Genomic DNA, 23,061 nt, shown 5'->3' with positions numbered 1-23,061 from the left:
GCAGACCCCAGCATACCACCGGCGGTCGCGACTGCCCGCTGGCGGGGTACGGCCAGTCCAGCAGCGCCTGGGCGGTAGAATCGACCTCCCTGAGTCGCATCCCTGCCAACATGTCGCACCGTCAGTGGGTGGCCGCCGCCATCCAGAAGATCGAAGCCGATTTCAACCGTTCGGCCGACACCCACCTGATCCCGATGGCCTTGCCCGGCTATCCCGGTATCGACCTGTATTTCAAGGACGAATCCAGCCATCCCACCGGCAGCCTCAAGCACCGGCTGGCGCGCTCGTTGTTCCTGTACGCGCTGGCCAATGGCTGGCTGCACCCGGGCCGCCCGGTGATCGAGGCCTCCAGCGGCTCGACCGCGGTCTCGGAAGCCTATTTCGCCCGGTTGCTCGGCCTGCCCTTCATTGCGGTGATGCCGGCATCGACCTCGCCGGAAAAGATCGCCGCGATCGAATTCCAGGGCGGGCGCTGCCACCTGGTCGAGCGTGCCTGCGATCTGGACAGCGCTTCGCACCAGCTTGCGCGCGAGACCGGCGGGCATTTCATGGACCAGTTCACCTACGCCGAGCGCGCCACCGACTGGCGCGCCAACAACAACATCGCCGAATCGATCTTCAAGCAGCTGGCCGAAGAGCCGCATCCGATTCCGGAGTGGATCGTCTGCAGCCCCGGTACCGGCGGTACCAGCGCCACGCTCGGCCGTTATGTGCGCTATCGGCGCTACGCCACGCGCATCCTGTGCGCGGACCCGGAAGTGTCGGTGTTCTTCGATGGGTATTGCCGTGCGGTGGACGGGCAGTGTCCCAAGGAGCTGGCCATCACCGGCGGCTCGCGGATCGAAGGCATCGGCCGTCCGCGGGTGGAGTCGAGCTTCATCGCCAGCTGCGTGGATGCGATGGTCAAGGTGCCCGATGCCCTCAGCCTGGCGGCGATGCGGCATGTGAGCGCCACCCTGGGGCGCCGTGTCGGCGGCTCCACCGGTACCAACTTCGTCGGCGTGCTGCAGGCCGCGCAGCGCATGCGCGATGAAGGTCGCCAGGGCTCGATCGTGACCATCCTGTGCGATGCCGGCGAGCGTTACGCGCATAGCTACTACGACCCGGCGTGGTACCGCGCGCGGGACATCGATGTGGAGGCGAGCGATGCCGCGATTGCCGCGGCCGTGGCCGGTGCCGCGTTGCCGGCGCTGCCTTGTGCCGCGCTGGAATGATCGCCATATCGTACCCATCACCCGATCCCGTCCACCGTCGGAGCCTTGCATGACCAACCCGTTGCTCGACCTTTCCGGACTACCGTCCTTCGATGCGATCCGCCCAGAACACATCGAGCCGGCGATCGACCAGTTGCTGGCCGAGGCCGAAGCGGCGGTCGCACATGCCGAGCAGGTCGCGCCGGTCAGCTGGGACAGCTTCGTGGTGCCGCTGGACGACGCCACCGAGCGGCTGTGGCGTGCCTGGGGCCAGGTCGGGCATCTGCAGGCGGTGATGAACACGCCGGAACTGCGCGAGGCCTATAACCGCAACCTGCCCAAGCTGAGCCGCTTCGGCAGCGCGTTGGCGCAGAATCTGGCGCTGTATGCGCAGTACAAGGCCTTGGCCGCCTCGCCGGAGGCTGCGCATTACGATGCCGCCCGGCGCAAGGTGCTGGACAACGCATTGCGTGACTTCCGCCTCGGCGGTGCCGAACTGGACGCGCCTGCCAAGGCACGCTTCGCGCAGATCCAGGAAGAACTGTCTGCGCTGGCGGCCAAGTTCTCGCAGAACGTGCTCGATGCCACCGATGCCTGGTCTTATGTCACCGAGAACGCCGAGGAATTGTCCGGCCTGCCGACCGAGGTCGTCGCCGCCGCGCGCGCCGCTGCCGAGAAAGACGGCGTACCGGGATGGAAGTTCACCTTGCAGATGCCGTGCTACCTGCCGGTGCAGAGCGATGCCGACAACCGCGCGTTGCGCGAGCGGCTGTACCGCGCCAATGCCGAGCGCGCCTCGGAGTTCGGCGATCCGGCCTTGGACAACAGCGGCAACATCGACCGCATCCTGGCCTTGCGTGCCGAACTGGCGCAATTGCTCGGCTTTGCCAGCTATGCGGAGTACTCGGTGGCCACCAAGATGGCGCAGGGTCCGGACGAGGTGCTGGGATTCCTGCGCGATCTGGCGGCGCGTGCCAAGCCCTACGCCCAGCGCGACCGTGCAGAATTGGAAGCGTTCGCGCGCGATGCGCTGGGCCTGGACACCTTGCAAGCCTGGGATCTGGCCTATGCCAGCGAGAAACTCAAGCAGGCGCGCTACAGCTTTTCCGAGCAGGAGGTGAAGCAATACTTCACCGAACCCAAGGTGCTGGCCGGTTTGTTCGAGGTGATCCAGCGGCTGTATGGACTGACGGTAAGCGAGGACCGTGCCCCGGTCTGGCATCCGGACGTGCGCTTCTACCGATTGCAGGATGCGCAAGGCACGCTGGTGGGGCAGTTCTATCTGGACCTGTACGCGCGCGAGGGTAAGCGCGGCGGTGCCTGGATGGATGATTGCCGCAATCGCCGTCAGACCGCGCGTGGCGTGCAGACGCCGTTGGTCTATCTGGTGTGCAACTTCGGTCGCGGCAGTGGTGATGCGCCGGCGACGTTCCGCCATGGCGAGGTGACCACGTTGTTCCATGAAATGGGCCATGGCCTGCATCAGCTGCTGACCCAGGTCGGCGAGCTGGGCGTGGCCGGCATCAATGGTGTGGAATGGGACGCAGTGGAGTTGCCCAGCCAGTTCATGGAGAACTTCTGCTGGGAATGGGAGCGCGTGCAGTCGATGACGGCGCACGTGCAGACCGGCGATCCCTTGCCGCGCAATCTATTCGATCGTCTGCTGGCGGCGCGCAACTTCCAGAGCGGCATGTTCACCGTGCGTCAGCTGGAATTCGCCTTGTTCGACATGCAACTGCACAGCACCTACGACCCGTCGCAGGACAGCGTGCTGCAATTGATAGAGCGTGTGCGCGACGAAGTGGCGGTCAATCGGCCGCCGGCATGGAATCGCTTTCCGCACCAATTCAGCCATATTTTCGCTGGCGGTTACGCCGCAGGTTACTACAGCTACAAATGGGCCGAAGTGCTCAGCGCCGATGCCTATGCAGCATTCGAGGAAGCACCGGACCAACTGGAACAGACTGGCGAGCGCTTCCGCGCCGAGGTGCTTGCGCGTGGCGGCAGTCGTCCGGCGGCAGAGAACTTTCGTGCGTTCCGCGGACGCGCGCCGACCATCGACGCGCTATTGCGGCACAACGGAATGGCGGGCTGATGGTGCCCGTTGCGCAAGCGTCACCGACCGGCGGTCGCGATGGCGTTCGCATTGCATTGAGGTGAGCAGTCTCATAACCGCGACGTGACGCCTCCTTGCGAGGCGCAGCGTGCGAATGGCAGGGCACAAGGAGAGCGCAATGCAACGACGTTCGTCATGGATGATGCTTGGGTTGCTGGCCGTGGCCCTGCCGGTTGCGGCACAACACGCCGGTCACGCCAGCAGGTTGGCTGGCCTGCGTGCCGGGCCTTCTGAAGAGTACCGCCGCGTGGGCGAAGTCCAGCCCGGCCATGCGCTGCAGGTCTATGGTTGTCTCGATAGCGGCACTTGGTGCGATGTGCGTTCACCGGAGGCGCGCGGTTGGCTTCCTGCGACGTCGATCGTGCTGAATCACGGCGCCCTGAGTCGCGTGGTGCCGAAAGTGAAGTTTTCGCTGGACGCCTATTGGGACACGCATTATCGCGGCCGCGAATGGACCATCGAGAGCGAGCGCGTCTTCTGGCGCGATCACACGCCGGGGGACTCGCTGCCATTGGAGCTGCTGGCACCTGGCGATGACTTCCCGGCGGACGGAGCGCAGTCCATGGCAGGACGCGCCAAGCGCGAAACGCGTGCAGAGAACGAACGCACCCAACGCGAGCGGGCCGAGATTGATCGGGCTGCGCTAAACCGGCTGGACGCCGTCAGGCGGGATGACACGATAAAAAGATGCGAACGCTCGGGAAGTGAGGACAGTGCCGTGCAGAGCTGTATCTCTGACGCGAAAAGGGATTACGACGCAGCGGTTCGAGACCGGGAGTCGCATGACCGGGACGATCGCTAAGCTGCCGGCAAACGCATGCACTGGACGCGCCACCTGCCGGCGCATTAACCGCGCACCATGGGCGTGCCGCAACTGGCATGCCGTATAAGCAGCCTGCGCGCCACGCTATAGCTGCATTGCGCCGGCTAGCCCTGTGCTGTCGCCATCGCCTCAACAGGGCGATCCCCGTGGAAGCGATGACGGTTGATCGTCACACCCGGCCGAACACCAGCGCCGCATTGGTGCCACCGAAGCCGAAACTATTGGACATCACCGTGTTCAAGGTCGCGTCCTGTGTCTGCCGCAGGATAGGAAAGCCTTCCGCACGCAGATCGAGTTGCTCGATATGCGCCGAGCCGGCCATGAAGCCATCGCGCAGCATCAGCAGGCTGAAGATCGCCTCGTGCACGCTGGCGGCACCCAGCGAATGGCCCGAGAGCGCCTTGGTCGAGGACAGCGGCGGTATCTCGTTGCCAAATACCTCGCGCACCGCGCCCAGCTCGGTGACATCGCCCAGCGGCGTGGAGGTGCCGTGGGTGTTGAGGTAGTCGATCGGACGCTGCAGCCCTTGCATGGCCATGTGCATGCAGCGCACTGCGCCTTCACCGCTGGGCGCCACCATGTCGGCGCCATCGGAGGTGACCCCATAGCCGAGTAATTCGGCATGGATGCGTGCACCGCGTGCCACCGCATGCGCGTAGTCTTCCAGTACCAGGATGCCGCCGCCGCTGGCGATGACGAAGCCATCGCGCTGTGTGTCGTAGGGGCGCGAGGCGACCGCCGGGCGATCGTTGAAGGCGGTGGATAGCGCGCCCATCGCGTCGAACATCACGCTCATGGACCAGTGCAGTTCTTCGCCGCCACCGGCAAACATCACATCCTGCGCGCCATGTCGGATGAGGTCGGCGGCAGCACCGATGCAATGGGCCGAGGTCGCACAGGCTGCCGACAGCGAATAGCTCAGGCCGCGGATCTTGAACGCCGTCGCCAGCGACGCCGACACTGCCGAGCACATCGTGCGCGGCACCATGTAGGGCCCGACCTTGCGCACACCGCGTGCGCGCAGCAGGTCGACGGTCTCCACCTGCCACTGGCTGGAGCCACCGCCGGAACCGGCGATCACGCCGGTGCGCAGATCGCTGACCTGGGCTTCGTCCAGCCCCGCATCGGCGATCGCATCGCGCATCGCCAGGTAGGCGTATGCCGACCCGTCGCCCATGAAGCGTTTGAGCTTGCGGTCGATCAGGCTGTCCAGATCCAGCGCGACGGCACCGCCCACCTGGCTGCGCAGTCCGGCCGCGGCGTGATCGGGCAGGGCGGTGATGCCCGAGCGACCCTCGCGCAGTGCAGCCGAGACGCTGTCCAGGTCATTGCCCAGGCACGAGGTGATGCCCATTCCGGTGACGACGACACGGCGCATCAGAAATTCTCCGTGGAAGTGAACAGGCCCACGCGCAGATCCTTGGCGGTATAGATCTCGCGGCCATCCACCAGCATGCGTGCATCGCTCTGCGCCATCACCAGCTTGCGGTTGATCACCCGGCTGATGTCGATCTCGTAGCGCACCAAGCGCGCGCTGGGCAAGACCTGGCCAGTGAACTTCACCTCGCCACAGCCGAGCGCGCGGCCGCGACCGGGCGCGCCCAGCCAGGTGAGGAAAAAGCCGGTCAGTTGCCACATCGCATCCAGGCCCAGGCAGCCGGGCATCACCGGGTCGCCGATGAAGTGGCAGTCGAAAAACCATAGGTCCGGTCGGATCTCCAGTTCGGCGCGCACCATGCCCTTGCCATGCGGGCCACCATCCTGGCTGATCTCGGTGATGCGGTCGAACATCAACATCGGATCGCTGGGCAGCCGGCCGCTGTCGGGGGCGAACAATTCCCCACGCGCGCTGGCCAACAACTGATCGCGCGAATACGCACTGAGTTGGGTCATGACGAACGAATCCTGCAGGCAGCAAAGTAGCGAGGCGGGCAAGGGTGCATGAGGGCGCGTGGTTCAATCAAACGTTTTATCCGTACGCCAGCGTGCTGTTGCAGGTGCGCATCATCGGCAGGCAGCCATGCCTCTCTACCGGTCCGCGCAGCGCGTGCAGCCGCCTGCAATGGGAGCGGTCGCCCTGCGGAAGTGTTGCGCTGCACAGCTCGCTCAGCAGTGGCTTGCGATCGACACCGCTTGCCGCTGGGACGTCGCGATGCAGGTGACGCAGGCGATGAGACGCCGGTGGTCTATCATCGGACACGTGATTGTGGAAGGAGAAGCCGGTTCGATGCGCAAGATCGTTCACGTCGACATGGATGCGTTTTACGCGTCCGTGGAGCAGCGTGACGATCCGTCGCTGCGCGGCAAACCGGTCGTGGTGGCCTGGCGCGGTGCGCGTTCGGTCGTTTGCGCTGCCTCCTACGAAGCGCGGACCTATGGCATTCGCTCGGCCATGCCGGCGTTGCGTGCCGAGCGTCTATGCCCGGACGCGATCTTCGTGCCGCCGGATTTCGTTCGCTACAAGGCGGTCTCGCGGCAGGTGCGCGAGATCTTTCACCGCCACACCGATCTGGTCGAACCGCTGTCGCTGGACGAGGCCTATCTGGATGTCACCGTGCCCAAGAGCGGCGTCGCCCTGGCCAGCGACATCGCCCAGCAGATCCGCGCGCAGATCCGCGAAGAAACCCAGCTCACCGCCTCGGCCGGAATCGCGCCCAACAAATTCCTCGCCAAGATCGCCTCGGACTGGCGCAAGCCAGACGGGCAGTTCGTGATCGCGCCCAGCCGCGTGGATGCCTTTCTGTTGCCGCTCAAGGTCGAGCGCATTCCCGGCGTGGGCAAGGTGATGAACGCTAAGCTCGCTGCGCTGGGGATCGTTACCGTGGCCGACCTGCGGCAGCGCCCGCTGGAGGAACTGCAGGCGCAGTTCGGCAGTTTCGGGCAGAGTTTGTACCGACGTGCGCGCGGCATCGACGAGCGCCCGGTCGAGCCGCATCAGGACGTGCAGTCGGTCTCCTCCGAGGACACCTTCAGCGAGGACCTGGCGCTGGAGGCGCTGGATCCGCATATCGTGCGATTGGCGGAAAAGACCTGGAACGCCACCCGCCGCACCGAGCGCATCGCACGCACCGTGGTGCTCAAGCTCAAGACCTCGCAGTTCCGCATCCTTACCCGTTCGCATACGCCGGAGCAGCCGCCGAGCTCGCTGCAGGCCTTTACCGAGATCGCGCTGGCCTTGACCGGCCGAGTCGAACTGTCTGCGCAGACACGCTATCGCCTGGTCGGCGTGGGGCTGAGCGGTTTCAGCGATGTCCAGGACGAAGCCGTGCAGGGCGAGTTGTTCGACGATCGCGCGGCATCGCCCTGAGCCTGTTCGATGGTTGGTGAGTGGGTGGCTGTGGCGCAGTCGAACGTCGCCGGCGATACGCGCGTGTCGCGCCGACATGCTCTGTGCATGCGCATGTTTACACTGCCGTCCAACTCCCCCGATGAGGTTTGCGATGTTTCCCTATCCGCTGGTGATCTTCGATCTGGATGGCACGCTAGTGGACAGTGCGTCGGATATCGCCGAGGCGCTCAACCGTACCTTGCAGGAACTCGGCTTGCCACAGGTCGACGAACAGACCGTGCGTGGCTGGATCGGCGAAGGCGTGCGGACCTTGCTGGCCACCGCCTTGCGCGCGGCTGGTAGCGCCGACGATGTGGATGCGCAGATGCCGGTGATGATGCGTCACTACGAGGCCTGCCTGCTGCATCATCCGCAGCTGTATCCCGGCGTTGCCGAGGCGTTGCCGGCGTTGCAGGCAGCCGGGGTGCGCCTGGCGGTCTGCACCAACAAACCTGCCCGCTTCATCCAGCCGCTGCTGGTGCATCTGGGTATCGCGCAGTACTTCGACGCCACGCTAGGCGGCGATTCGCTCGCCGAGCGCAAGCCCAATCCACTGCCGCTGCTGCATCTGGCGCAGCAGTTTCACTATTCGGTGGCGCAGTGCCTGATGGTGGGCGACTCGGCCACCGATGCCGCCGCGGCACAGGCGGCCGGCATGCCGCTGGCGATGGTGCGCTATGGCTATCTGCGTGGCTTCGATGTGCGGGCTGCCGGCGCGGTCGCCTTGCTGGACGATATGCGCGGTTTGCTGGCGTTGGCGTGAGCCGCCTGGGGACCACAAGGCCATCGATGGGAGAGCGGATGGCAGCGGCTCGCTGGGAGCGTAACGCGGTGCCATGCGCCGCGATCAGTCCTCGCGGTCGCGCATCGGCGCGTCGTCCTCGTCGTGTGCGGGCTCGGCATCGTCGTGATCGGCTCGCTGGCTCTCGCCATCGTAGTGCCGCGTTTCCACCGGCCCGCCGACCGGACGTCCGCGCACCGACGGCAACGCCGCGCTGGCGGTCTCGTATTCGGCCAGCAGGGCATGCCGGCGCGCTTCGGGAATCTCCTGCCAGTGGCAGTCCTGCAGCGCTCCTTCCAGCGCGTACAGCATGTTCAAGCTGGGCTTGAAGCCGGCACGGCGCACCTTGACGAACGCGGCCACCGCGCCCAGTGCCTGCAAATCCTCACCGCTGCGCACACCGACCTGGCGCAGCCAGGCGGCACTCTTGGGGCCGATGTTGCGCAGGCGCTCGGTGCTCACGCCAACGCGCCGATGAAGACCTGCGCGATGGCTTCCAGGCCGCGTTGATCGTCGGCGTCGAAGCGATCCAGTTCCGGACTGTCCAGATCCAGCACGCCGATCAGCTGCTCGCCGTGCACCAGCGGGATCACCAGTTCCGAGCGCGAGGCCGAGTCGCAGGCGATATGGCCCGGGAAGGCATCCACATCGGCGATGCGCTGGGTCTGCCGGGTGCTGGCGGCGGCGCCGCAGACGCCCTTGTCCAGCGGAATCCGCACGCAGGCCGGCAGGCCCTGAAACGGGCCGACCACCAGTTCGCGTCCATCGTAGAAATAGAAACCCGCCCAATTCAGCGATGGCAGCCCATTGAAGATCAACGCGGCCAGGTTGGCGGCATTGGCGATGCGATCCGGCTCGCCGTGGACCAGGGCCTGGGCCTGGGCGGTGAGCTGGGCGTATTGGTCCGGTTTGCTGCCGGTCAGCGGGGCGTTTGCGAACATGTCCACAGTTTAACAGCGGCGATCGGGGGTGTCGTAGCGCCGCTGTCGGCACGCAGCGTGCACGCTATGCTGCGCGCCCCACCACGCAGCGGCGCGTCCGCAGGATCAGGCGCATGAACGTATCGGCGTTCTATGTCACCGGGACCGATACCGGGATCGGCAAGACCATGGGCAGCACCGCGCTGCTGCACGCAATGCGCGCGCGCGGACGCCGCGCGGTCGGCATGAAACCGGTGGCCAGTGGCTGCGCACCGACCGCAGCGGGGTGGCAGAACGAGGATGCGCTGGCCTTGCAGGCCGCCAGCGATCCACAGCCGGATTACGCCACGGTCAACCCGTACGCCCTGCCGGCCCCGTTGGCGCCGGAGCTGGCGGCCGCCGATGTCGGCGTGCAACTGCAACTGGAGCCGATCGAGCGCGCGTTCGCCCGCCTACGCGCGCAGGCCGAGGTGGTGGTCGTCGAAGGCGTCGGCGGTTGGGCCGCGCCGTTGAGCGCCACCCTCGACCAGGCCGACCTGGTACGCGCGCTGGGCTTGCCGGTGGTGTTGGTGGTCGGCGTGCGGCTGGGCTGCATCAACCATGCACGGCTGACCGCCGCGGCCATCGCAGCCGATGGGCTGGAGTGCATCGGCTGGGTCGCCAACGAGATCGATCCGCAGATGGAGCGGCTGGAGGACAACGTCCTGATGCTGCAACAACGGCTGGCGATGCCTTATTGGGGGCGTATCGCCTGGCGCCCCCAGGCCGACGCCGCGTTGCAGGCGCAGGGCATCCTGTTGCCCGACGACTGACGGTCACCGGCGACCGCTGCGATCAGCCGACGCAAAAGAAAGGGCCCGACAGAGGGAGGGATCTGTCGGGCCCGGTTGCATGGGGGGAGGGACCCATGCAAAGACGCTGAATTGTGTGACGACGCTTACTTGCGCTGCGTCTTGCCGCTGGCTTGCGCGCTGCCGGCATTGAACTGCTGGCGCGCCAACTGGCCGATCGCCTCGGAGGCCTTCCAGCTCAGCCCGACCATTTCCTGCCCGGTCGAGGCCAGGCGCTCCATGCTGTCGCGTGCCAACTGCAAGCCCTTCGGCCACAAGGTCTGGTAGCTGTCCAGATCGCGCACCTGGGCGATTTCTCCCAGGAAGCTGGCGGTCGCGCTGGCGTTCTGCTCGAAGGCCTTCAACTGCAGGCCGAACGCACTTTCTGCATGTTCCAATGCCAGCTGATTGGCACGGACTGCGGCCGAAGCGAACTGACTGGTGTAGCTGCTGAAGCTGTTTTCGAACTGTGCCGACATCGCGAACCCCTTGGGGAAGCCTGTGACCGTTGTTGCGATGCAGCATACACCTGCTGTGCTGCGGCGCAACATGTTTTCTGAAGTTTTGCGAAACAGGTCAGATTTCTTTGGGAAATCAGACCGTTGAAGCGGCCCGCAAATGCAAGAGGCCGCCCCGAGGCGGCCTCTGCAACACGCCAATGCGCAGGCCTCAGCCGCGATAGCGGCAGCCCGAGGTGCAGGTTTCGTGCACCACCACCTCGCTCAAGGCCGGCAGGGCCGGCTTGAGCTGCTGCCAGATCCACATGGCCAGGCGCTCGCTGGTGGGATTCTCCAGCCCCTCGATGTCGTTGAGGTAGTGATGGTCCAGACGGTCGTAGATCGGCTGAAACGCGGCCTTGATGTCGCCGAAGTCCATGACCCAGCCGGTCTCGGCACCAGGCTCGCCACTGACGTGCAGTTCGACCCGGAACGAGTGGCCGTGCAGACGGGCGCACTTGTGGCCGGGAGGAACATTCGGCAGGCGATGGGCGGCTTCGAGGGTGAATACTTTGAAGATGTCCATGGGCAGGCATTGACGAAAGGAAAGGAGCAGGGCGCGCGCCCGGGCGCTGATGCGCCAAGGCGGTCTGTAGCAGTGGATGCCGACGCCATCAGGCGTCGGTCATCGCGCCGTCGCGCCAGTATCGGCGGGATAGCAGTCGTCGCCGAGGGCGACGTCGCGGGCAGCGCGTTCTGGCGAACCCAGGTTCGTGTAATGCGTCACGCCGGTGCTGCGGCGATCGCTCGCTTAGCGGCCAGCGCTCGGACGCGGGCCCTGACCGCCGCTGCCCTGGCGCCGACCCTGGCCCTGGCCTTGGCGTCGACCGCCAGCTGGCTGGGCGCCCGGCGACTTCTTCGGGCCGGCGTGGGCATGCCGCGGGGCGTCGCCATGCGGGCGGCGCGCATGGTTCTTGCGCGGCGCCCGCTCGCCGCCGGGCTGCTCGGCCTTACCCGGCGCGCTATTGCCCCAACGGATCGGCGTCTGCGGCTCGAAGCCCGGTACGTCGCGGATGTCCATGTCGCGGCCCAGCATGCGCACGATCTGGCGCAGCAGCTTGGCCTCGTCCTGGGCCACCAGCGAGATCGCCTGGCCGGTGGCGCCATTGCGGCCGGTGCGGCCGATGCGGTGCACGTAGTCCTCGGCCACCATCGGCAGGTCGTAGTTGATGACCTTGGGCAGCTCGTTGATGTCGATGCCGCGCGCGGCGATATCGGTGGCCACCAACACGGTCACCCGGCCGGCCTTGAAGTCGCCCAGCGCGCGCAGGCGCTGGCCCTGGCTCTTGTTGCCGTGGATGGCCGCGGTCTTGATGCCGGACTTCTCCAGGAACAGCGCCAGCTTGTCGCTGCCGTGCTTGGTGCGGGCGAACACCAGGGTCTGTTCGCGGCTGTCCTGCGCCAGCAGGTGCAGCAGCAGGTCGCGCTTGCGGCCGCCGTCGACCGGGTGCACGCGATGGGTAATGGTCGTCGCCACGGTGTTGCTCGGGGTGACCTGCACCTGCATCGGGTTGCGCATGAACTCCAGCGCGAGCTGCTTGATGTTCTCTTCGAACGTCGCCGAGAACAGCAGGGTCTGGCGATTCTGCCGCGGCAGCTTGGCCAGGATGCGCTTGATCGAGGGCAGGAAGCCCATGTCGAGCATGCGATCGGCTTCATCCAGGATCAGCACTTCGATGCCGGACAGGTCGACGCTGCGGCGCTCGATGTGATCGATCAGCCGGCCCGGGCAGGCGATCAGCAGGTCCACGCCGCGGCGCAGCGCATCGAGCTGGTTGCCCATGCCGACGCCGCCGTAAATCACCGCGCTGGGAATGCGCAGGTACTTGCTGTAGCCGCGCAGGCTGTCGTGGACCTGGGTGGCCAGCTCGCGGGTCGGGGTCAGGATCAGCGCACGCGGCTTGCGCGGGCCGTTGACGGTCTGCGGCGCAGTGCCCAGGTGCTGCAGCAGCGGCAGGCCGAAGGCAGCGGTCTTGCCGGTACCGGTTTGCGCGCCGGCCAGCAGATCGTGGCCTTCCAACACCAGCGGGATCGCCTGCTGCTGGATCGGGGTGGGGGTTTCATAGCCCTGCTCGGCGAGCGCGCGCAGCAGGAAGGGGGCCAGGCCCAGGGATTCGAATGACATCAGGAAGCTCCAGATAAAGCGCCGCCGCCAGGCCATGGCCTGGAGAAACGGACGCGACGCAGACGCAATAGGTGAGGCTCGGAGCGTTCCCGTGAACCGCGCTGCGAGAGGGTGGATCGACCCGATGCGAACTGGCATGGGTTGTCGGCACCACGAAAGGCGTCGGGCGGGGCGGGCGAGCGGATCACGCGATCCTGACCTCGCCGGCGGTCCCTAAGGGAAACGGACGGCCGCATGCAGACCCAGCCAGTGTACGCTTGAATGGCGCGGCGCACAAAAATTTGTGACGGGCGGTCAGTTGCCGCTCAGTCGTTTCAAAAGTAACCATCGATTGCGCCTGGCCGTACAATCGGCCGCTCAGCCACTGCACGGGATGGTCATGAAGCTAGGTTCTCTGAAGGAAGGTGGCCGCGACGGCTGCCTGATCGTGGTCTCGCGCGATCTGCGCAGCGCGGTGCGGGCCACCGGCATCGCGCCGACCCTGCAGCGCGCGCTGGAGGACTGGAGCAACGTGGCGCCGCGGCTGAATGCGCTGTCGGCCGCGCTCAACGATGGCAGCGCCGACGGCGTGTTTGCGCTGGACCTGCAGGCCCTGGCGGCGCCGCTGCCGCGCGCCTATGAGTTCGTCGACGGCAGCGCCTACCTGCCGCACGTGGAGCGCGTCCGGCGCGCCCGCGGCGCCGACGTGCCGGAAAGCTTCTACACCGATCCGTTGATGTATCAGGCCACCAGCGCCGGATTCTATGGTCCGCGCGACGCCATCAAGGTGGTCAGCGAGGACTACGGCATCGATCTGGAAGCCGAGTTGCTGGTGGTCACCGACGATGTGCCGATGGGCGCCTCGGCGGCGCAGGCGGCCGCGCATATCCAGTTGATCGGGCTGGTCAACGATGTCTCGCTGCGCAACCTGATCCCGGGAGAGCTGGCCAAGGGCTTCGGCTTTCTGCAGTCCAAGCCGCGCTCGGCGCTGTCGCCGGTGTTCGTCACCCCCGACGAACTGGGCGATGCCTGGCGCGACAGCAAGGTGCATCTGCCGCTGGTGACCCACATCAACGGGGCCTGGTTCGGTGCGCCCGAGGCGGGCGAGGACATGCAGTTCGATTTCGCCCAGCTGGTCGCCCATGCCGCCAAGACGCGGCCGTTGGCGGCCGGCACCCTGGTGGGCTCCGGCACCATCGCCAACCACGACACCTCGCGCGGTGCGTCCTGCTTCGCCGAGCAACGCGTGGTGGAAACCCTGCGCGACGGCAGTCCGAGCACGCCCTTCCTGTCCTTCGGCGACGTGGTGCGGATCGAGATGCTCGACGCTGCCGGTGCCAGCCTGTTCGGGGCGATCGAGCAGCGCGTCGAGCGGCAGCCGCTGCCATGAGGGTCCTCTACCAGGGGCTGGCCCGGGATGCGGTGCGGCGTGGGTTGCGCGCACAGCGAGCTCGCCGATGAGCGCGCCGTTGGAGTTGTTCAGCTACTGGCGCTCCAGCGCCGCCTACCGGGTGCGCATCGGCCTGCAGCTCAAGGCGCTGGCCTGCACGCTGCATCCGGTGCACCTGGTGCGCGATGGTGGCGAGCAGCATGCGCCGGCCTATGCGCAACTCAACCCGCAGGAGCTGGTGCCGTTGCTGCGGCATGGAGCGGTGCTGGTCCCGCAATCGTTGGCCATCCTCGAATACCTGGACGAGGCGTTCGCCGACACGCCGCAGCTGTTGCCGCCCACTGCGGTCGAACGGGCAAGAGTGCGTGGCCTGGCACAGGCCATCGCCTGCGACGTGCATCCGCTCAACAACCTGCGGGTGATGCAGTACCTGGAGCAACAGTGGCAGCTGCAGCCGTCGCAACGGCTGGAATGGACGCGGCACTGGATGCAGCGCGGGTTCGCTGCGCTGGAAACGCAGCTGGCCAGCGAGACCGCGACCGGGCGGTTCTGCCACGGCGACACCCCCGGCCTGGCCGACTGCGTGTTGGTGCCGCAGCTCTACAACGCCCGTCGATTCGAGCTGGATCTGGCGCCATATCCGACCCTGCAACGCATCGAACAGGCCTGCCTGGCGCTGCCGGCGTTTGCCGCGGCACGGCCTGAGCTGCAGCCTGACGCAGCGGCGTAAGCCGCAGCTGTCTTGGGTCAATCGCGAGCGCGCGCAGGTCGTCTGCGCGCAGATCGTCTATCGGCGTGCAGCGGCGCCCTCGCATGCGGCAGCCCCGCTTTCGACCCCGTCAAGCGCTGGCCTGCAACGTCGGCTCAGCGCGCTGGCGGCTGGCAAACAACACGGCGGGTCGGTCGACGCCAGCGGGCGCGACCGACCCGTGGCGGCAGTCAGATGAAGCCGTGGCTGATCTTCGGAGACGCTGCCGCCTCGTAGTCCGCGTAGGGGTCGTGCTCGCCGCTGCTGCCTTCGGACAGGCGGAACTTCAGTGCCAGCCCATCGCGCGAATCGGCCGCGCGCAGCGCCTCCTCCTGCTCGATCTCGCCCTGCTTGACCATGCGGAACAGGCACTGGTCGAAGGTCTGCATGCCTTCCTCCAGCGATTCTTCCATGGCCGCCTTGACCTCGTGCACCTGCCCACGGCGCAGCAGGTCGCGGATCATCGGCGTGTTGAGCAGGACTTCGGTGGCCGGTCGGCGACGGCCGTCCATGCCCTTGACCAGGCGCTGGGAGATGACCGCGCGCAGGTTCAGCGCCAGGTTCATCAGCACGTTCTTGTGCGCGCTTTCCGGGAAGAAGTTGAGGATGCGCTCGATGGTCTGGTCGGCGTTGTTGGAGTGCAACGTGGCCAGGCACAGGTGGCCGGTTTCGGCGAACGCGATCGCCGCCTCCATGGTTTCGGCATCCAGGATCTCGCCGATCAGGATCACGTCGGGCGCTTCGCGCATGGCGTTTTTCAGCGCGCTCTGGAAGGCGTGGGTGTCCAGCCCGACCTCGCGCTGATTCACGATCGACATCTTGTGCTTGTGCAGATACTCGATCGGGTCCTCGATGGTGAGGATGTGCCCGGTGGTGGTGCTGTTGCGATGATCGATCATCGACGCCAGCGAGGTCGACTTGCCGGAGCCGGTCGAGCCAACCACCAGCACCAGGCCGCGCGGGGTCATGATGACGTCCTTGAGCACCTGCGGCAGGTTGAGCTCCTCGATGCTCGGGATCCGGCTGCGAATGGCGCGTATCACCATGCCGACCTCGCCACGCTGCTTGAACACGTTCACGCGGAAGCGGCCGGCATCGGGCAGGGCGATGGCCATGTTCAGTTCCAGCTCGCGCTCGAACTGCGGCACCTGGCCCTCGTCCATCAGCGAGTAGGCGATTTTCTTGACCATGCCCGGCGGCAGGCCGGTGTTGCCGAGCGGATACAGCTTGCCCTCGATCTTGATGTACACCGGCGCACCGGTGGTCAAGAACATGTCCGAGGCATTCTTTTCGGTCATCAGCTTCAGGAAGTAGCCGATATCCATGCGCAATGGTTCCCCAACAAACAGCAGCGTCCCGTTGCAAGCGCGCCGCTGGCTTCCGACAATGACCGTGCTCGAAACTTCTCGCTACGGCTCCCCTAATGACGGCTAGCTTCGCACACTTGCGGCGATCCCTGTATGGCATCGCCTGTTTCATGGTTCTTTCCGCTCCGGCCGTCGCCCAGGTGGCGCCCGAGCTCACCGCCGCCGAACAGGCCGTGCAGCGCGCCACCCAGGCCGATGCCGACCAGTACGCCCCGGATTTGGTCAACCTGGCACGCCAGGAGTTGATGCAGGCCCAGCAGGCTCAACAGGACAGGCGCCAGCGCAAGCAGGTGCCGCAGATCGCGCTGCGTGCGGCCGCCGATGCCGATCTGGCCAAGGCGCGCAGCGACGCGGCCGTGGTCGGTGCCCAGTTGGAGCAGCGCCGCCGTGAGGTGGCCCAGCTGCAGAACACCCTCACGACCGGGGAGGGCAGCCGATGAGCGCACGCCCGATGGCAAGCTTGCTGGCGCTGGCACTGCTGGTGCCGCTGGCGGCCCTGGCCAAGGACGATCCGCAGGTGGACGCACTCAACCGGCGTCTGGCCACCTTGCAGAACGACCCGCAGACCGGTGATGTGGCCCGCTACGAAAGGCTACAGGCGCAGCAGGCGGTGGCAGCCGTGGCTGATGCCAAGCGCCGCGACCGCGATGAAATGCTGTTTCTGGCCGACCGCCGGGTCGAGATTGCCGAGCTCACCGCCCGCACCGCGCTGGCGCGGCGCGAGCTGGATCAGCTGGACAGTACCCGCAATGACCTGCTGATCGAGTCCAGCCGCCGCGATGCGGCGCGGGCGCGGCAGGAGGCCGAGCGGCTGCGGATGCAGGCGCAGATCCAGACCGAGGCCGCCGAGCAGGCGCGCCAGGCGGCCGAACAGGAAGCCCTGGCCCGCCAGGATGCCGAGCTGGCCTTGAACAGCGTGGCGGGCAAGCAGACCGCCAAGCTCAACGCGGCCCAGCAGAAGGCCGTGCAGCTGGCCCATGAAGAGGCCGAGCTGGTTGCCGGCGCCAAGCTGCCGCCGGCCAAGTTCGAGAGTCGCGGCGAGGTCTTCGCTCTCGGCAACGATGCCTTCGGCGGCGGTGGTGCGCTGGCGTCGGCGTCGGGCGGCACCGCCAAGGCGCTGGCCGAATACCTGCAGATCGGCAAGAAGGGGCGCGTCAACATCGTTGGCTACGACAGCGATTCGGCGGTGGCCAAGAAACGGGCTGAAGCGCTGCGCGACGCCTTGGTCGCTGGCGGTGTGTCCGCCGCTCGGTTGCAGGTCAGTGCCGGCAAGGGCGCGGCCAGCAAGGCCCGTGCGGCTGAGGTCGTGGTACTTCCCTGAGTGTGGCAAGTAGTTGTAGGTGAAAGGATTTCTGCGCGGATGACGGGTTCTTGAACCGCCGCCACAGAAGAGCGCGAAAGTGGGGTCGATGGTCTTGAACCCCCCTTCCGACCGGCGTAGGGTCGTACGTCCGGGGGGCAACCCGCCCGCCGGACAGACGGAGGGCCGGGCCGGTGACGCAGAGGCACGTATCGACGCAACGGGATGAAGGCACGCTGCATTCCTGCTGCACACGCGCTCCTGCAACCACCCGTTCTTCCTTTCCCAAGCGGCGCCCCGTGCCTGTGCAGGCCGGGGCGTTCTTGTTTCAGTGAAGGAGGTAACCCCATGTTCGAAGGGCAATCGCAGACCGAAATCGACGCGTTGATCAAGTCCGATCCTGAGTTCAAGCAGCTGTATCAGCGCCACAGGCTCTTGAACAAGAAATGCATGGATGCCGAGCTCGGGGTACTCCCCATCGACGATGTGACCTTGGGCCAGATGAAGCGCGAGAAATTGCAGGCCAAGGAAAAACTGACGCGGATGTACGACCAGCGAACACACTGACCTCTCCCACCTAGAACCACTTCACCGTCGCGGGCGGTGGCAGCCTCCTCGTCGGCTCGCCACCGTCCGCGTCGCCTTTTCTGGCCCCTGCAAGGCCGCACGGCCGCCAGCGGCTTTGCCTGAATGAGCATTCCCCGGCAGTTCGTCGGATAATGCGCGGTCAAGCCCGAGCGGCGTAGCGACGAAATTCCCGATGGCGATCCATTCCTCCGTACTCGCGTTGATCGGCAATACGCCGATCGTCAAGGCACAGCACCTGGACACCGGCGTCTGCGAGCTGTTCCTCAAGCTGGAGGCGGCCAATCCGGGCGGATCGATCAAGGATCGCATCGGCTTGTCGATGATCGAAGCCGCTGAACGGCGTGGGGAGCTCGCGCCCGGGGCCACCCTGGTCGAGGGAACCGCCGGCAACACCGGCCTCGGGCTGGCACTGGTCGCCCAGCAGAAGGGCTATCGCCTGATCCTGGTGGTGCCGGACAAGATGAGTCGGGAGAAGATCTTCAATCTCAAGGCGATGGGCGCCGAAGTGGTGCTGACACGCTCGGACGTGGCCAAGGGACACCCGGAGTACTACCAGGACCTGGCCGCCAAGATCGCTGCAGACACGCCGGGGGCCTACTTCATCAACCAGTTCGGCAACCCGGACAATCCGGCTGCGCACGAATTCGGCACTGGCCCGGAGATCCTGGCGCAGATGGATGGCCAGCTCGACGCCATCGTGTTCGGTTGCGGCAGCTCCGGCACCATGACCGGCCTGTCGCGTGCGTTCGCCACCGCCTCGCCGCACACCGAACTGGTACTGGCCGACCCGGTCGGCTCGATCCTGACGCAGTACATCGAAGAAGGCACCGTCAGCGAAAAGTCCGGCAGCTGGCTGGTCGAAGGCATCGGCGAGGATTTCCTGCCGTCGATCTCGGACTTCTCCCGGGTCAAGAAGGCGTATTCGATCAGCGATGCGGAAAGCTTCCACACCGCTCGCGAGCTGCTGGCCAAGGAGGGCATCCTTGGCGGCTCGTCCACCGGCACCCTGCTGGCAGCCGCGTTGAAGTACTGCCGCGAGCAGACCACACCCAAGCGCGTGCTGGTGTTTGTCTGCGATACCGGCAACAAGTACCTGTCGAAGATGTACAACGACTACTGGATGCTGGACAACGGTTTTTTGGAACGCGAGCAGCACGGCGATCTGCGCGACCTGATCCTGCGGCCATACAACAAGCGCGATACCGTGGTCGTGGGCCCGAAGGATCTGCTGACCACCGCGTACCAGCGCATGAAGCTGTACGACGTGTCCCAGCTGCCGGTGATCGACGAGGGTGAACTGGTTGGCATCGTCGACGAAAGCGACGTGCTGCTGCACGTCTATGGCGACGAAGCACGCTTCCGCGACCCGATCTCCACTGCCATGGTCAGCAAACTCGACCGCCTGGATGTCGCCTCGCCGATCGAGGCCCTGTTGCCGGTGTTCGATCGCGGACAGGTCGCCATCGTCATGGATGGCAAGCAATTCCTGGGGCTGATCACCCGTATCGATCTGCTCAACTACCTGCGCCGCCGCGTGCAATAGCGGCCGCTGTGCGGGGCGTCGCGCTGAGACGCCCCGCACAGGGCGTTCAGGCCCGCTTGCTACAATCGCAAACTTTTTCCGGGGATCCCCATGTCCAATCGCAGCACTTCCGGCCAACAGGACGAGCGCGCGCTGGCGCTCGCCACGCTGGCGATCCATGGCGGGCAGGCGCCGGACCCCAGCACCGGGGCGGTGATGCCGCCGATCTATGCGACATCCACCTATGCGCAGTCCAGCCCCGGCGAGCACCAGGGGTTCGAGTATTCGCGCACCCATAACCCCACCCGCTTCGCCTACGAGCGCTGCGTCGCAGCGCTGGAAGGCGGCAGCCGTGGCTTCGCCTTCGCGTCCGGCATGGCCGCCACCGCGACGGTGATCGAACTGCTGGACGCCGGCAGCCACGTGGTGGCGATGGATGACCTGTACGGCGGTTCGTTCCGCCTGTTCGAGCGGGTGCGCCGACGCACCGCCGGGCTGGATTTCAGTTTCGTCGATCTGACCGACCCGTCCGCGTTCGAGGCCGCGATCGGCCCGCAGACGCGGATGGTGTGGATCGAGACGCCGACCAACCCGATGCTCAAGCTGGTCGACATCGCCGCGATCGCCACGATCGCGCGCAAGCATGGCCTGCTGGTGGTGGTGGACAACACGTTCGCCTCGCCGATGCTGCAGCGGCCGCTCAGCCTGGGTGCGGACATCGTCGTGCACTCGGCCACCAAGTATCTCAATGGCCACTCGGACATGGTCGGCGGCATTGCTGTGGTCGGCGACAACGCCGAACTCGCCGAGCAGCTGGTCTTTTTGCAGAACTCCGTCGGTGGCGTGCAAGGACCGTTCGACAGCTTCCTGGCCTTGCGCGGGCTCAAGACCCTGCCGTTGCGCATGCGCGCCCATTGCGACAACGCGCTGGCGCTGGCGCAGTGGCTCGACACCCATCCTGCCATCGACAAGGTCATCTACCCCGGCCTACCCTCGCATCCGCAGCACACGCTGGCGTCGCGGCAGATGCACGGCTACGGCGGCATCGTCTCGATCGTCCTGAAGGGAGGCTTCGAAGCTGCCAAGCGTTTTTGCGAGCGTACTGAATTGTTCACCTTGGCCGAATCGCTCGGTGGCGTGGAAAGTCTGGTCAACCACCCGGCCGTGATGACCCATGCCTCGATCCCGCTCGAGCGCCGCACCCAACTCGGCATCAGCGATGCGCTGGTGCGCTTGAGCGTAGGAGTGGAGGATGTGGGGGATTTGCGGGGGGATTTGGAGCGGGCGCTGAAAGACTGAGCCGACGAACTAATAAACAAGCGGCCATTCTGAGGGCTAGGCATTGCAAGATACCGTCAATACTTTTCCGATCCTAAGCCGGCTGGCGCGTTGGGTCTTGCGCAACCACTGGTTGCGGGCACTTTATCGCTGGGTCCCTGCATCACTCCGTGCGTGGGTGGTCGAGCGCATGATTGCCGAACCTCCCGCTCCGGTAGTCGTATTTCCTCGCTGGGAAAGCTGGGCCGCGAAACGGCATCCGATCCTGGACGCGCCAGTTCGTATGTTTGCAATGCCGCGCGGCAATGAAACTGCGCAGGGTGTCAACATATTCGCCTATTTACGCGGGCAATTTGGCCTGGCCGAATGCGCGCGCCTCTACGCACGCGCTTTGCTCGGTGCGGGATATCCTACTGCGCTGGTCGACATCGATCTCAATCTGCCACATGGCCTGGACGACCGAAGTCTGGATAGCTACATCAGCGACGAAGCCCCTTATGACATCCACCTGGTCTTCATCAATCCTGATTACCTCGCTCCTGCATTCGAGAGTATCGGGGAGGCGCGCTTGCGTGGAAAGCACATCGTCGCTTGCTGGTTTTGGGAGCTGGAGATCATTCCAGACACTTGGTTGCCATCAATCGAATTGGTCGACGAAATCCTTGTCGCCTCGGAGTTCGTGCGCGACGCTTTCTCTCGCGTGACAGATAAGCCGGTGGTCTGTGTTCCCCTTCCACTGAGCGAAGTTGGTGACAGCGGTCTGCAGCGTGTCGATTTCGACATAGATGCAGAAGCTTTCGTGTTCCTAACCAGTTTTGATTTCAACTCGTATCTCTATCGCAAAAACCCCTTTGCGGTAATCGAAGCTTTCGCGCAAGCGTTCCCTAAAGAGCGAAAGGATGTCCGTCTTCTGGTCAAGACGAGTAATGGTCATCGAAATCCGCAGAGTTTGCGCGCTCTTCTGGAAAAAGCGCGAGCAGATGACCGCATCGTCGTGCGCGATCAGATACTGGATCGTGCTGATGTGCATGCGCTGCAGCGGTGTGCGGACGTCTACGTCTCGTTGCATCATGCGGAAGGATTTGGCCTCGGACTAGCTGAGTGCATGGCGCAAGGGAAGCCTGTGATCGGCACTGGTTGGTCCGGAAATCTTGCTTTCATGGACGCGGATAACAGCGCGCTAGTGGGCTACACGCTGGTGCCTGTGCGAGAGGGCGAATATGCCCACCATGAAGGCCAGCGCTGGGCTCGTGCAGATGTTGGTGACGCTGCTAGATGGATGCGACAGTTGGCTGATAACCCTGTTCTGGCCCAGCAGTTAGGCGAGCGCGCGCAGGCGTCCGTTCTTGAAACATTGTCCGCAGAGCGCGCGGCAAGTTCACTCATCGATTGGTTCGAGCGTATCCACCTCCATCGTCAGCGGAGCGCGATCGTTCCTACGTCCCCCAGTTCCGTTGTTTACTCTTCCTCGCAGGTCGACAATTCCAATGCATAGTTATTCATCCACCTTCAATGACTTGGTCGAAGGCATGAAGGCTGCTCGGGTTTCGTTCTATATCGCACAGGGCGATATCCGTGCCCGTTACCGTCGGAGCGTGCTGGGCCCCTTCTGGCAGTCCTTGGCTACAGCTGTTGGCGTACTAGGTCTTGGTCTGTTATGGAGTCAGCTGCTCAATATCGATCGCCAAAAGTTCATTCCGACGTTGACCGCCGGTCTGATCATCTGGCAGATGTTATCCGGCGTTCTTATCGAGAGCTGCGGCCTCTTTGTGCGGCAGGCGCCACTAATTCGTAATGTGGTGATGCCGCTTTCGGTCCATCCGACGAGTGTTGTCACGCGATACATAGTCAACTTCGTACACAGTTTGGTCGTATTTCTGATTGTTGCGGTCTTCTTTCATATTCCCGTGACCTGGTACACATTGCTATTTATTCCAGGGATTTTGTTGGTGACGCTCAATATGCTTTGGATTTGTTTTGTCTTCGGTGTGCTGGGGGCTCGCTATCGCGATCTTGAGTACGGTGTGTCATCGGTGATGCCGATGCTATTCTTGATAAGTCCAGTGATGTACCGGTTGGAGGCGCTGCCGTTTTCTTCAGTAATTTTGGAATTCAATCCCTTTACTTATCTTATTGAGGGCATTCGGGCGCCGATGCTCGGTCATGCGCCGAGTATGGTGACGTATGTGGTGTTGACAGTAATGGCGGTGATCGGCTGGATCGCGGCATTCTGGTTTCTTCACAAGGCCAAGCTGCGCCTTCCCTTCTGGATCTAG

At 65.0% G+C, this 23,061-nt stretch carries 23 protein-coding genes; 15 read left to right on the top strand and 8 right to left on the bottom strand.

Features of this window, described 5'->3' with window-relative positions; genetic code table 11:
* The first annotated feature begins 110 nt into the window (after positions 1 to 110).
* The 3 genes from CKY51_RS14770 to CKY51_RS14755 all read left to right on the top strand — a co-directional run bounded on the left by CKY51_RS14770 (position 111) and on the right by CKY51_RS14755 (position 4,111).
* The gene (locus CKY51_RS14770) at positions 111 to 1,214 is read left to right on the top strand and encodes a PLP-dependent cysteine synthase family protein (RefSeq protein WP_022973546.1); all 1,104 of its coding nucleotides are present in this window, start codon (positions 111 to 113) and stop codon (positions 1,212 to 1,214) included.
* A 49-nt stretch (positions 1,215 to 1,263) separates the two neighbouring features.
* Positions 1,264 to 3,288, top strand: a complete 2,025-nt coding sequence (locus CKY51_RS14765; protein ID WP_022973545.1) for a M3 family metallopeptidase — start codon at positions 1,264 to 1,266, stop codon at positions 3,286 to 3,288.
* Between the two features lie 139 nt (positions 3,289 to 3,427).
* Positions 3,428 to 4,111: an SH3 domain-containing protein gene (locus tag CKY51_RS14755; RefSeq protein WP_152249441.1), complete on the top strand. Its 684-nt coding sequence runs from the start codon at positions 3,428 to 3,430 to the stop codon at positions 4,109 to 4,111.
* Between the two features lie 190 nt (positions 4,112 to 4,301).
* On the opposite strand, the gene fabB is transcribed toward CKY51_RS14755, so the two are convergent.
* Entirely contained in the window at positions 4,302 to 5,510 is a 1,209-nt protein-coding gene (fabB, locus tag CKY51_RS14750; protein WP_022973543.1) for a beta-ketoacyl-ACP synthase I, read from the bottom strand.
* Entirely contained in the window at positions 5,510 to 6,025 is a 516-nt protein-coding gene (gene fabA, locus CKY51_RS14745; protein WP_022973542.1) for a 3-hydroxyacyl-[acyl-carrier-protein] dehydratase FabA, read from the bottom strand. The genes fabB and fabA overlap by 1 nt, the downstream gene beginning before the upstream one ends.
* A 334-nt stretch (positions 6,026 to 6,359) precedes the next feature.
* Here fabA and dinB point away from each other — a divergent pair, with 334 nt between their 5' ends.
* Both dinB and gph read left to right on the top strand, forming a co-directional pair.
* Positions 6,360 to 7,439 (top strand): DNA polymerase IV, encoded by a 1,080-nt coding sequence (gene dinB, locus CKY51_RS14740; protein WP_022973541.1) that lies wholly within the window; start codon positions 6,360 to 6,362, stop codon positions 7,437 to 7,439.
* 133 nt (positions 7,440 to 7,572) lie between these two features.
* Entirely contained in the window at positions 7,573 to 8,223 is a 651-nt protein-coding gene (gene gph, locus CKY51_RS14735; protein ID WP_022973540.1) for a phosphoglycolate phosphatase, read from the top strand.
* Between the two features lie 84 nt (positions 8,224 to 8,307).
* Here the strand turns inward: gph and CKY51_RS14730 are convergent, their stop codons facing one another.
* Together CKY51_RS14730 and CKY51_RS14725 are read right to left on the bottom strand one after the other, a co-directional pair.
* Positions 8,308 to 8,703: a TfoX/Sxy family protein gene (locus tag CKY51_RS14730; protein ID WP_022973539.1), complete on the bottom strand. Its 396-nt coding sequence runs from the start codon at positions 8,701 to 8,703 to the stop codon at positions 8,308 to 8,310.
* The gene (locus CKY51_RS14725) at positions 8,700 to 9,182 is read right to left on the bottom strand and encodes a GAF domain-containing protein (protein ID WP_022973538.1); all 483 of its coding nucleotides are present in this window, start codon (positions 9,180 to 9,182) and stop codon (positions 8,700 to 8,702) included. The genes CKY51_RS14730 and CKY51_RS14725 overlap by 4 nt, the downstream gene beginning before the upstream one ends.
* A gap of 113 nt (positions 9,183 to 9,295) precedes the next feature.
* On the opposite strand from CKY51_RS14725, the gene bioD reads away from it, so the two are divergent.
* Positions 9,296 to 9,973: a dethiobiotin synthase gene (gene bioD / locus CKY51_RS14720; RefSeq protein WP_022973537.1), complete on the top strand. Its 678-nt coding sequence runs from the start codon at positions 9,296 to 9,298 to the stop codon at positions 9,971 to 9,973.
* Between the two features lie 125 nt (positions 9,974 to 10,098).
* Here the strand turns inward: bioD and CKY51_RS14715 are convergent, their stop codons facing one another.
* The 3 genes from CKY51_RS14715 to CKY51_RS14705 all read right to left on the bottom strand — a co-directional run bounded on the left by CKY51_RS14715 (position 10,099) and on the right by CKY51_RS14705 (position 12,613).
* A complete protein-coding gene (locus CKY51_RS14715) occupies positions 10,099 to 10,470 on the bottom strand; it encodes a phasin family protein (protein ID WP_022973536.1) in 372 nt (123 codons plus the stop codon).
* A 190-nt stretch (positions 10,471 to 10,660) separates the two neighbouring features.
* Positions 10,661 to 11,014 carry a 6-carboxytetrahydropterin synthase QueD gene (queD, locus tag CKY51_RS14710; RefSeq protein ID WP_022973535.1) on the bottom strand — a complete coding sequence of 118 codons (354 nt, stop codon included), beginning with the start codon at positions 11,012 to 11,014 and terminating at the stop codon, positions 10,661 to 10,663.
* A gap of 225 nt (positions 11,015 to 11,239) precedes the next feature.
* Complete coding sequence (locus CKY51_RS14705; protein ID WP_031340419.1) at positions 11,240 to 12,613, bottom strand: DEAD/DEAH box helicase; 1,374 nt, start codon at positions 12,611 to 12,613, stop codon at positions 11,240 to 11,242.
* Positions 12,614 to 12,992: 379 nt separating this feature from the next.
* Here CKY51_RS14705 and CKY51_RS14695 point away from each other — a divergent pair, with 379 nt between their 5' ends.
* Positions 12,993 to 13,982: a fumarylacetoacetate hydrolase family protein gene (locus tag CKY51_RS14695; RefSeq protein ID WP_031340417.1), complete on the top strand. Its 990-nt coding sequence runs from the start codon at positions 12,993 to 12,995 to the stop codon at positions 13,980 to 13,982.
* Positions 13,983 to 14,049: 67 nt separating this feature from the next.
* Positions 14,050 to 14,712, top strand: coding sequence for a maleylacetoacetate isomerase (gene maiA, locus CKY51_RS14690; RefSeq protein WP_022973532.1), 663 nt, complete (start codon positions 14,050 to 14,052; stop codon positions 14,710 to 14,712).
* Positions 14,713 to 14,921: 209 nt separating this feature from the next.
* Here maiA and CKY51_RS14685 read toward each other — a convergent pair whose 3' ends face one another.
* On the bottom strand, positions 14,922 to 16,055 hold the full coding sequence (locus tag CKY51_RS14685) for a PilT/PilU family type 4a pilus ATPase (protein ID WP_152249440.1): 1,134 nt from the start codon (positions 16,053 to 16,055) through the stop codon (positions 14,922 to 14,924).
* A gap of 98 nt (positions 16,056 to 16,153) precedes the next feature.
* On the opposite strand from CKY51_RS14685, the gene CKY51_RS14680 reads away from it, so the two are divergent.
* From CKY51_RS14680 to CKY51_RS14650, 7 genes are all read left to right on the top strand, one after another.
* A complete protein-coding gene (locus CKY51_RS14680) occupies positions 16,154 to 16,537 on the top strand; it encodes a DUF4398 domain-containing protein (RefSeq protein ID WP_038222261.1) in 384 nt (127 codons plus the stop codon).
* Entirely contained in the window at positions 16,534 to 17,418 is an 885-nt protein-coding gene (locus CKY51_RS14675) for a coiled-coil domain-containing protein (RefSeq protein ID WP_031340414.1), read from the top strand. The genes CKY51_RS14680 and CKY51_RS14675 overlap by 4 nt, the downstream gene beginning before the upstream one ends.
* A gap of 327 nt (positions 17,419 to 17,745) precedes the next feature.
* A complete protein-coding gene (locus tag CKY51_RS14670; RefSeq protein ID WP_152249439.1) occupies positions 17,746 to 17,964 on the top strand; it encodes an HP1242/YdcH family protein in 219 nt (72 codons plus the stop codon).
* Between the two features lie 193 nt (positions 17,965 to 18,157).
* Positions 18,158 to 19,528, top strand: a complete 1,371-nt coding sequence (locus CKY51_RS14665) for a pyridoxal-phosphate dependent enzyme (protein ID WP_152249438.1) — start codon at positions 18,158 to 18,160, stop codon at positions 19,526 to 19,528.
* 90 nt (positions 19,529 to 19,618) lie between these two features.
* Positions 19,619 to 20,806, top strand: a complete 1,188-nt coding sequence (locus CKY51_RS14660) for a cystathionine gamma-synthase (protein WP_022973525.1) — start codon at positions 19,619 to 19,621, stop codon at positions 20,804 to 20,806.
* Positions 20,807 to 20,849: 43 nt separating this feature from the next.
* Complete coding sequence (locus CKY51_RS14655; protein ID WP_244952543.1) at positions 20,850 to 22,280, top strand: glycosyltransferase family 4 protein; 1,431 nt, start codon at positions 20,850 to 20,852, stop codon at positions 22,278 to 22,280.
* A complete protein-coding gene (locus CKY51_RS14650; RefSeq protein ID WP_152249437.1) occupies positions 22,273 to 23,061 on the top strand; it encodes an ABC transporter permease in 789 nt (262 codons plus the stop codon). The genes CKY51_RS14655 and CKY51_RS14650 overlap by 8 nt, the downstream gene beginning before the upstream one ends.

This window comes from Xanthomonas maliensis, from assembly GCF_009192945.1.
GTDB lineage: Bacteria > Pseudomonadota > Gammaproteobacteria > Xanthomonadales > Xanthomonadaceae > Xanthomonas > Xanthomonas maliensis.
This window is presented reverse-complemented; position numbering and strand designations above follow the sequence as displayed.

Coding starts and splice junctions, on each gene's coding strand:
- CKY51_RS14770 (WP_022973546.1), top strand. CDS start 111: ATGTCGCACCGTCAGTGGGTGGCCGCCGCCATCCAGAAGATCGAAGCC.
- CKY51_RS14765 (WP_022973545.1), top strand. CDS start 1,264: ATGACCAACCCGTTGCTCGACCTTTCCGGACTACCGTCCTTCGATGCG.
- CKY51_RS14755 (WP_152249441.1), top strand. CDS start 3,428: ATGCAACGACGTTCGTCATGGATGATGCTTGGGTTGCTGGCCGTGGCC.
- fabB (WP_022973543.1), bottom strand. CDS start 5,510: ATGCGCCGTGTCGTCGTCACCGGAATGGGCATCACCTCGTGCCTGGGC.
- fabA (WP_022973542.1), bottom strand. CDS start 6,025: ATGACCCAACTCAGTGCGTATTCGCGCGATCAGTTGTTGGCCAGCGCG.
- dinB (WP_022973541.1), top strand. CDS start 6,360: ATGCGCAAGATCGTTCACGTCGACATGGATGCGTTTTACGCGTCCGTG.
- gph (WP_022973540.1), top strand. CDS start 7,573: ATGTTTCCCTATCCGCTGGTGATCTTCGATCTGGATGGCACGCTAGTG.
- CKY51_RS14725 (WP_022973538.1), bottom strand. CDS start 9,182: ATGTTCGCAAACGCCCCGCTGACCGGCAGCAAACCGGACCAATACGCC.
- bioD (WP_022973537.1), top strand. CDS start 9,296: ATGAACGTATCGGCGTTCTATGTCACCGGGACCGATACCGGGATCGGC.
- CKY51_RS14715 (WP_022973536.1), bottom strand. CDS start 10,470: ATGTCGGCACAGTTCGAAAACAGCTTCAGCAGCTACACCAGTCAGTTC.
- queD (WP_022973535.1), bottom strand. CDS start 11,014: ATGGACATCTTCAAAGTATTCACCCTCGAAGCCGCCCATCGCCTGCCG.
- CKY51_RS14705 (WP_031340419.1), bottom strand. CDS start 12,613: ATGTCATTCGAATCCCTGGGCCTGGCCCCCTTCCTGCTGCGCGCGCTC.
- CKY51_RS14695 (WP_031340417.1), top strand. CDS start 12,993: ATGAAGCTAGGTTCTCTGAAGGAAGGTGGCCGCGACGGCTGCCTGATC.
- maiA (WP_022973532.1), top strand. CDS start 14,050: ATGAGCGCGCCGTTGGAGTTGTTCAGCTACTGGCGCTCCAGCGCCGCC.
- CKY51_RS14685 (WP_152249440.1), bottom strand. CDS start 16,055: ATGGATATCGGCTACTTCCTGAAGCTGATGACCGAAAAGAATGCCTCG.
- CKY51_RS14680 (WP_038222261.1), top strand. CDS start 16,154: ATGACGGCTAGCTTCGCACACTTGCGGCGATCCCTGTATGGCATCGCC.
- CKY51_RS14675 (WP_031340414.1), top strand. CDS start 16,534: ATGAGCGCACGCCCGATGGCAAGCTTGCTGGCGCTGGCACTGCTGGTG.
- CKY51_RS14670 (WP_152249439.1), top strand. CDS start 17,746: ATGTTCGAAGGGCAATCGCAGACCGAAATCGACGCGTTGATCAAGTCC.
- CKY51_RS14665 (WP_152249438.1), top strand. CDS start 18,158: ATGGCGATCCATTCCTCCGTACTCGCGTTGATCGGCAATACGCCGATC.
- CKY51_RS14660 (WP_022973525.1), top strand. CDS start 19,619: ATGTCCAATCGCAGCACTTCCGGCCAACAGGACGAGCGCGCGCTGGCG.
- CKY51_RS14650 (WP_152249437.1), top strand. CDS start 22,273: ATGCATAGTTATTCATCCACCTTCAATGACTTGGTCGAAGGCATGAAG.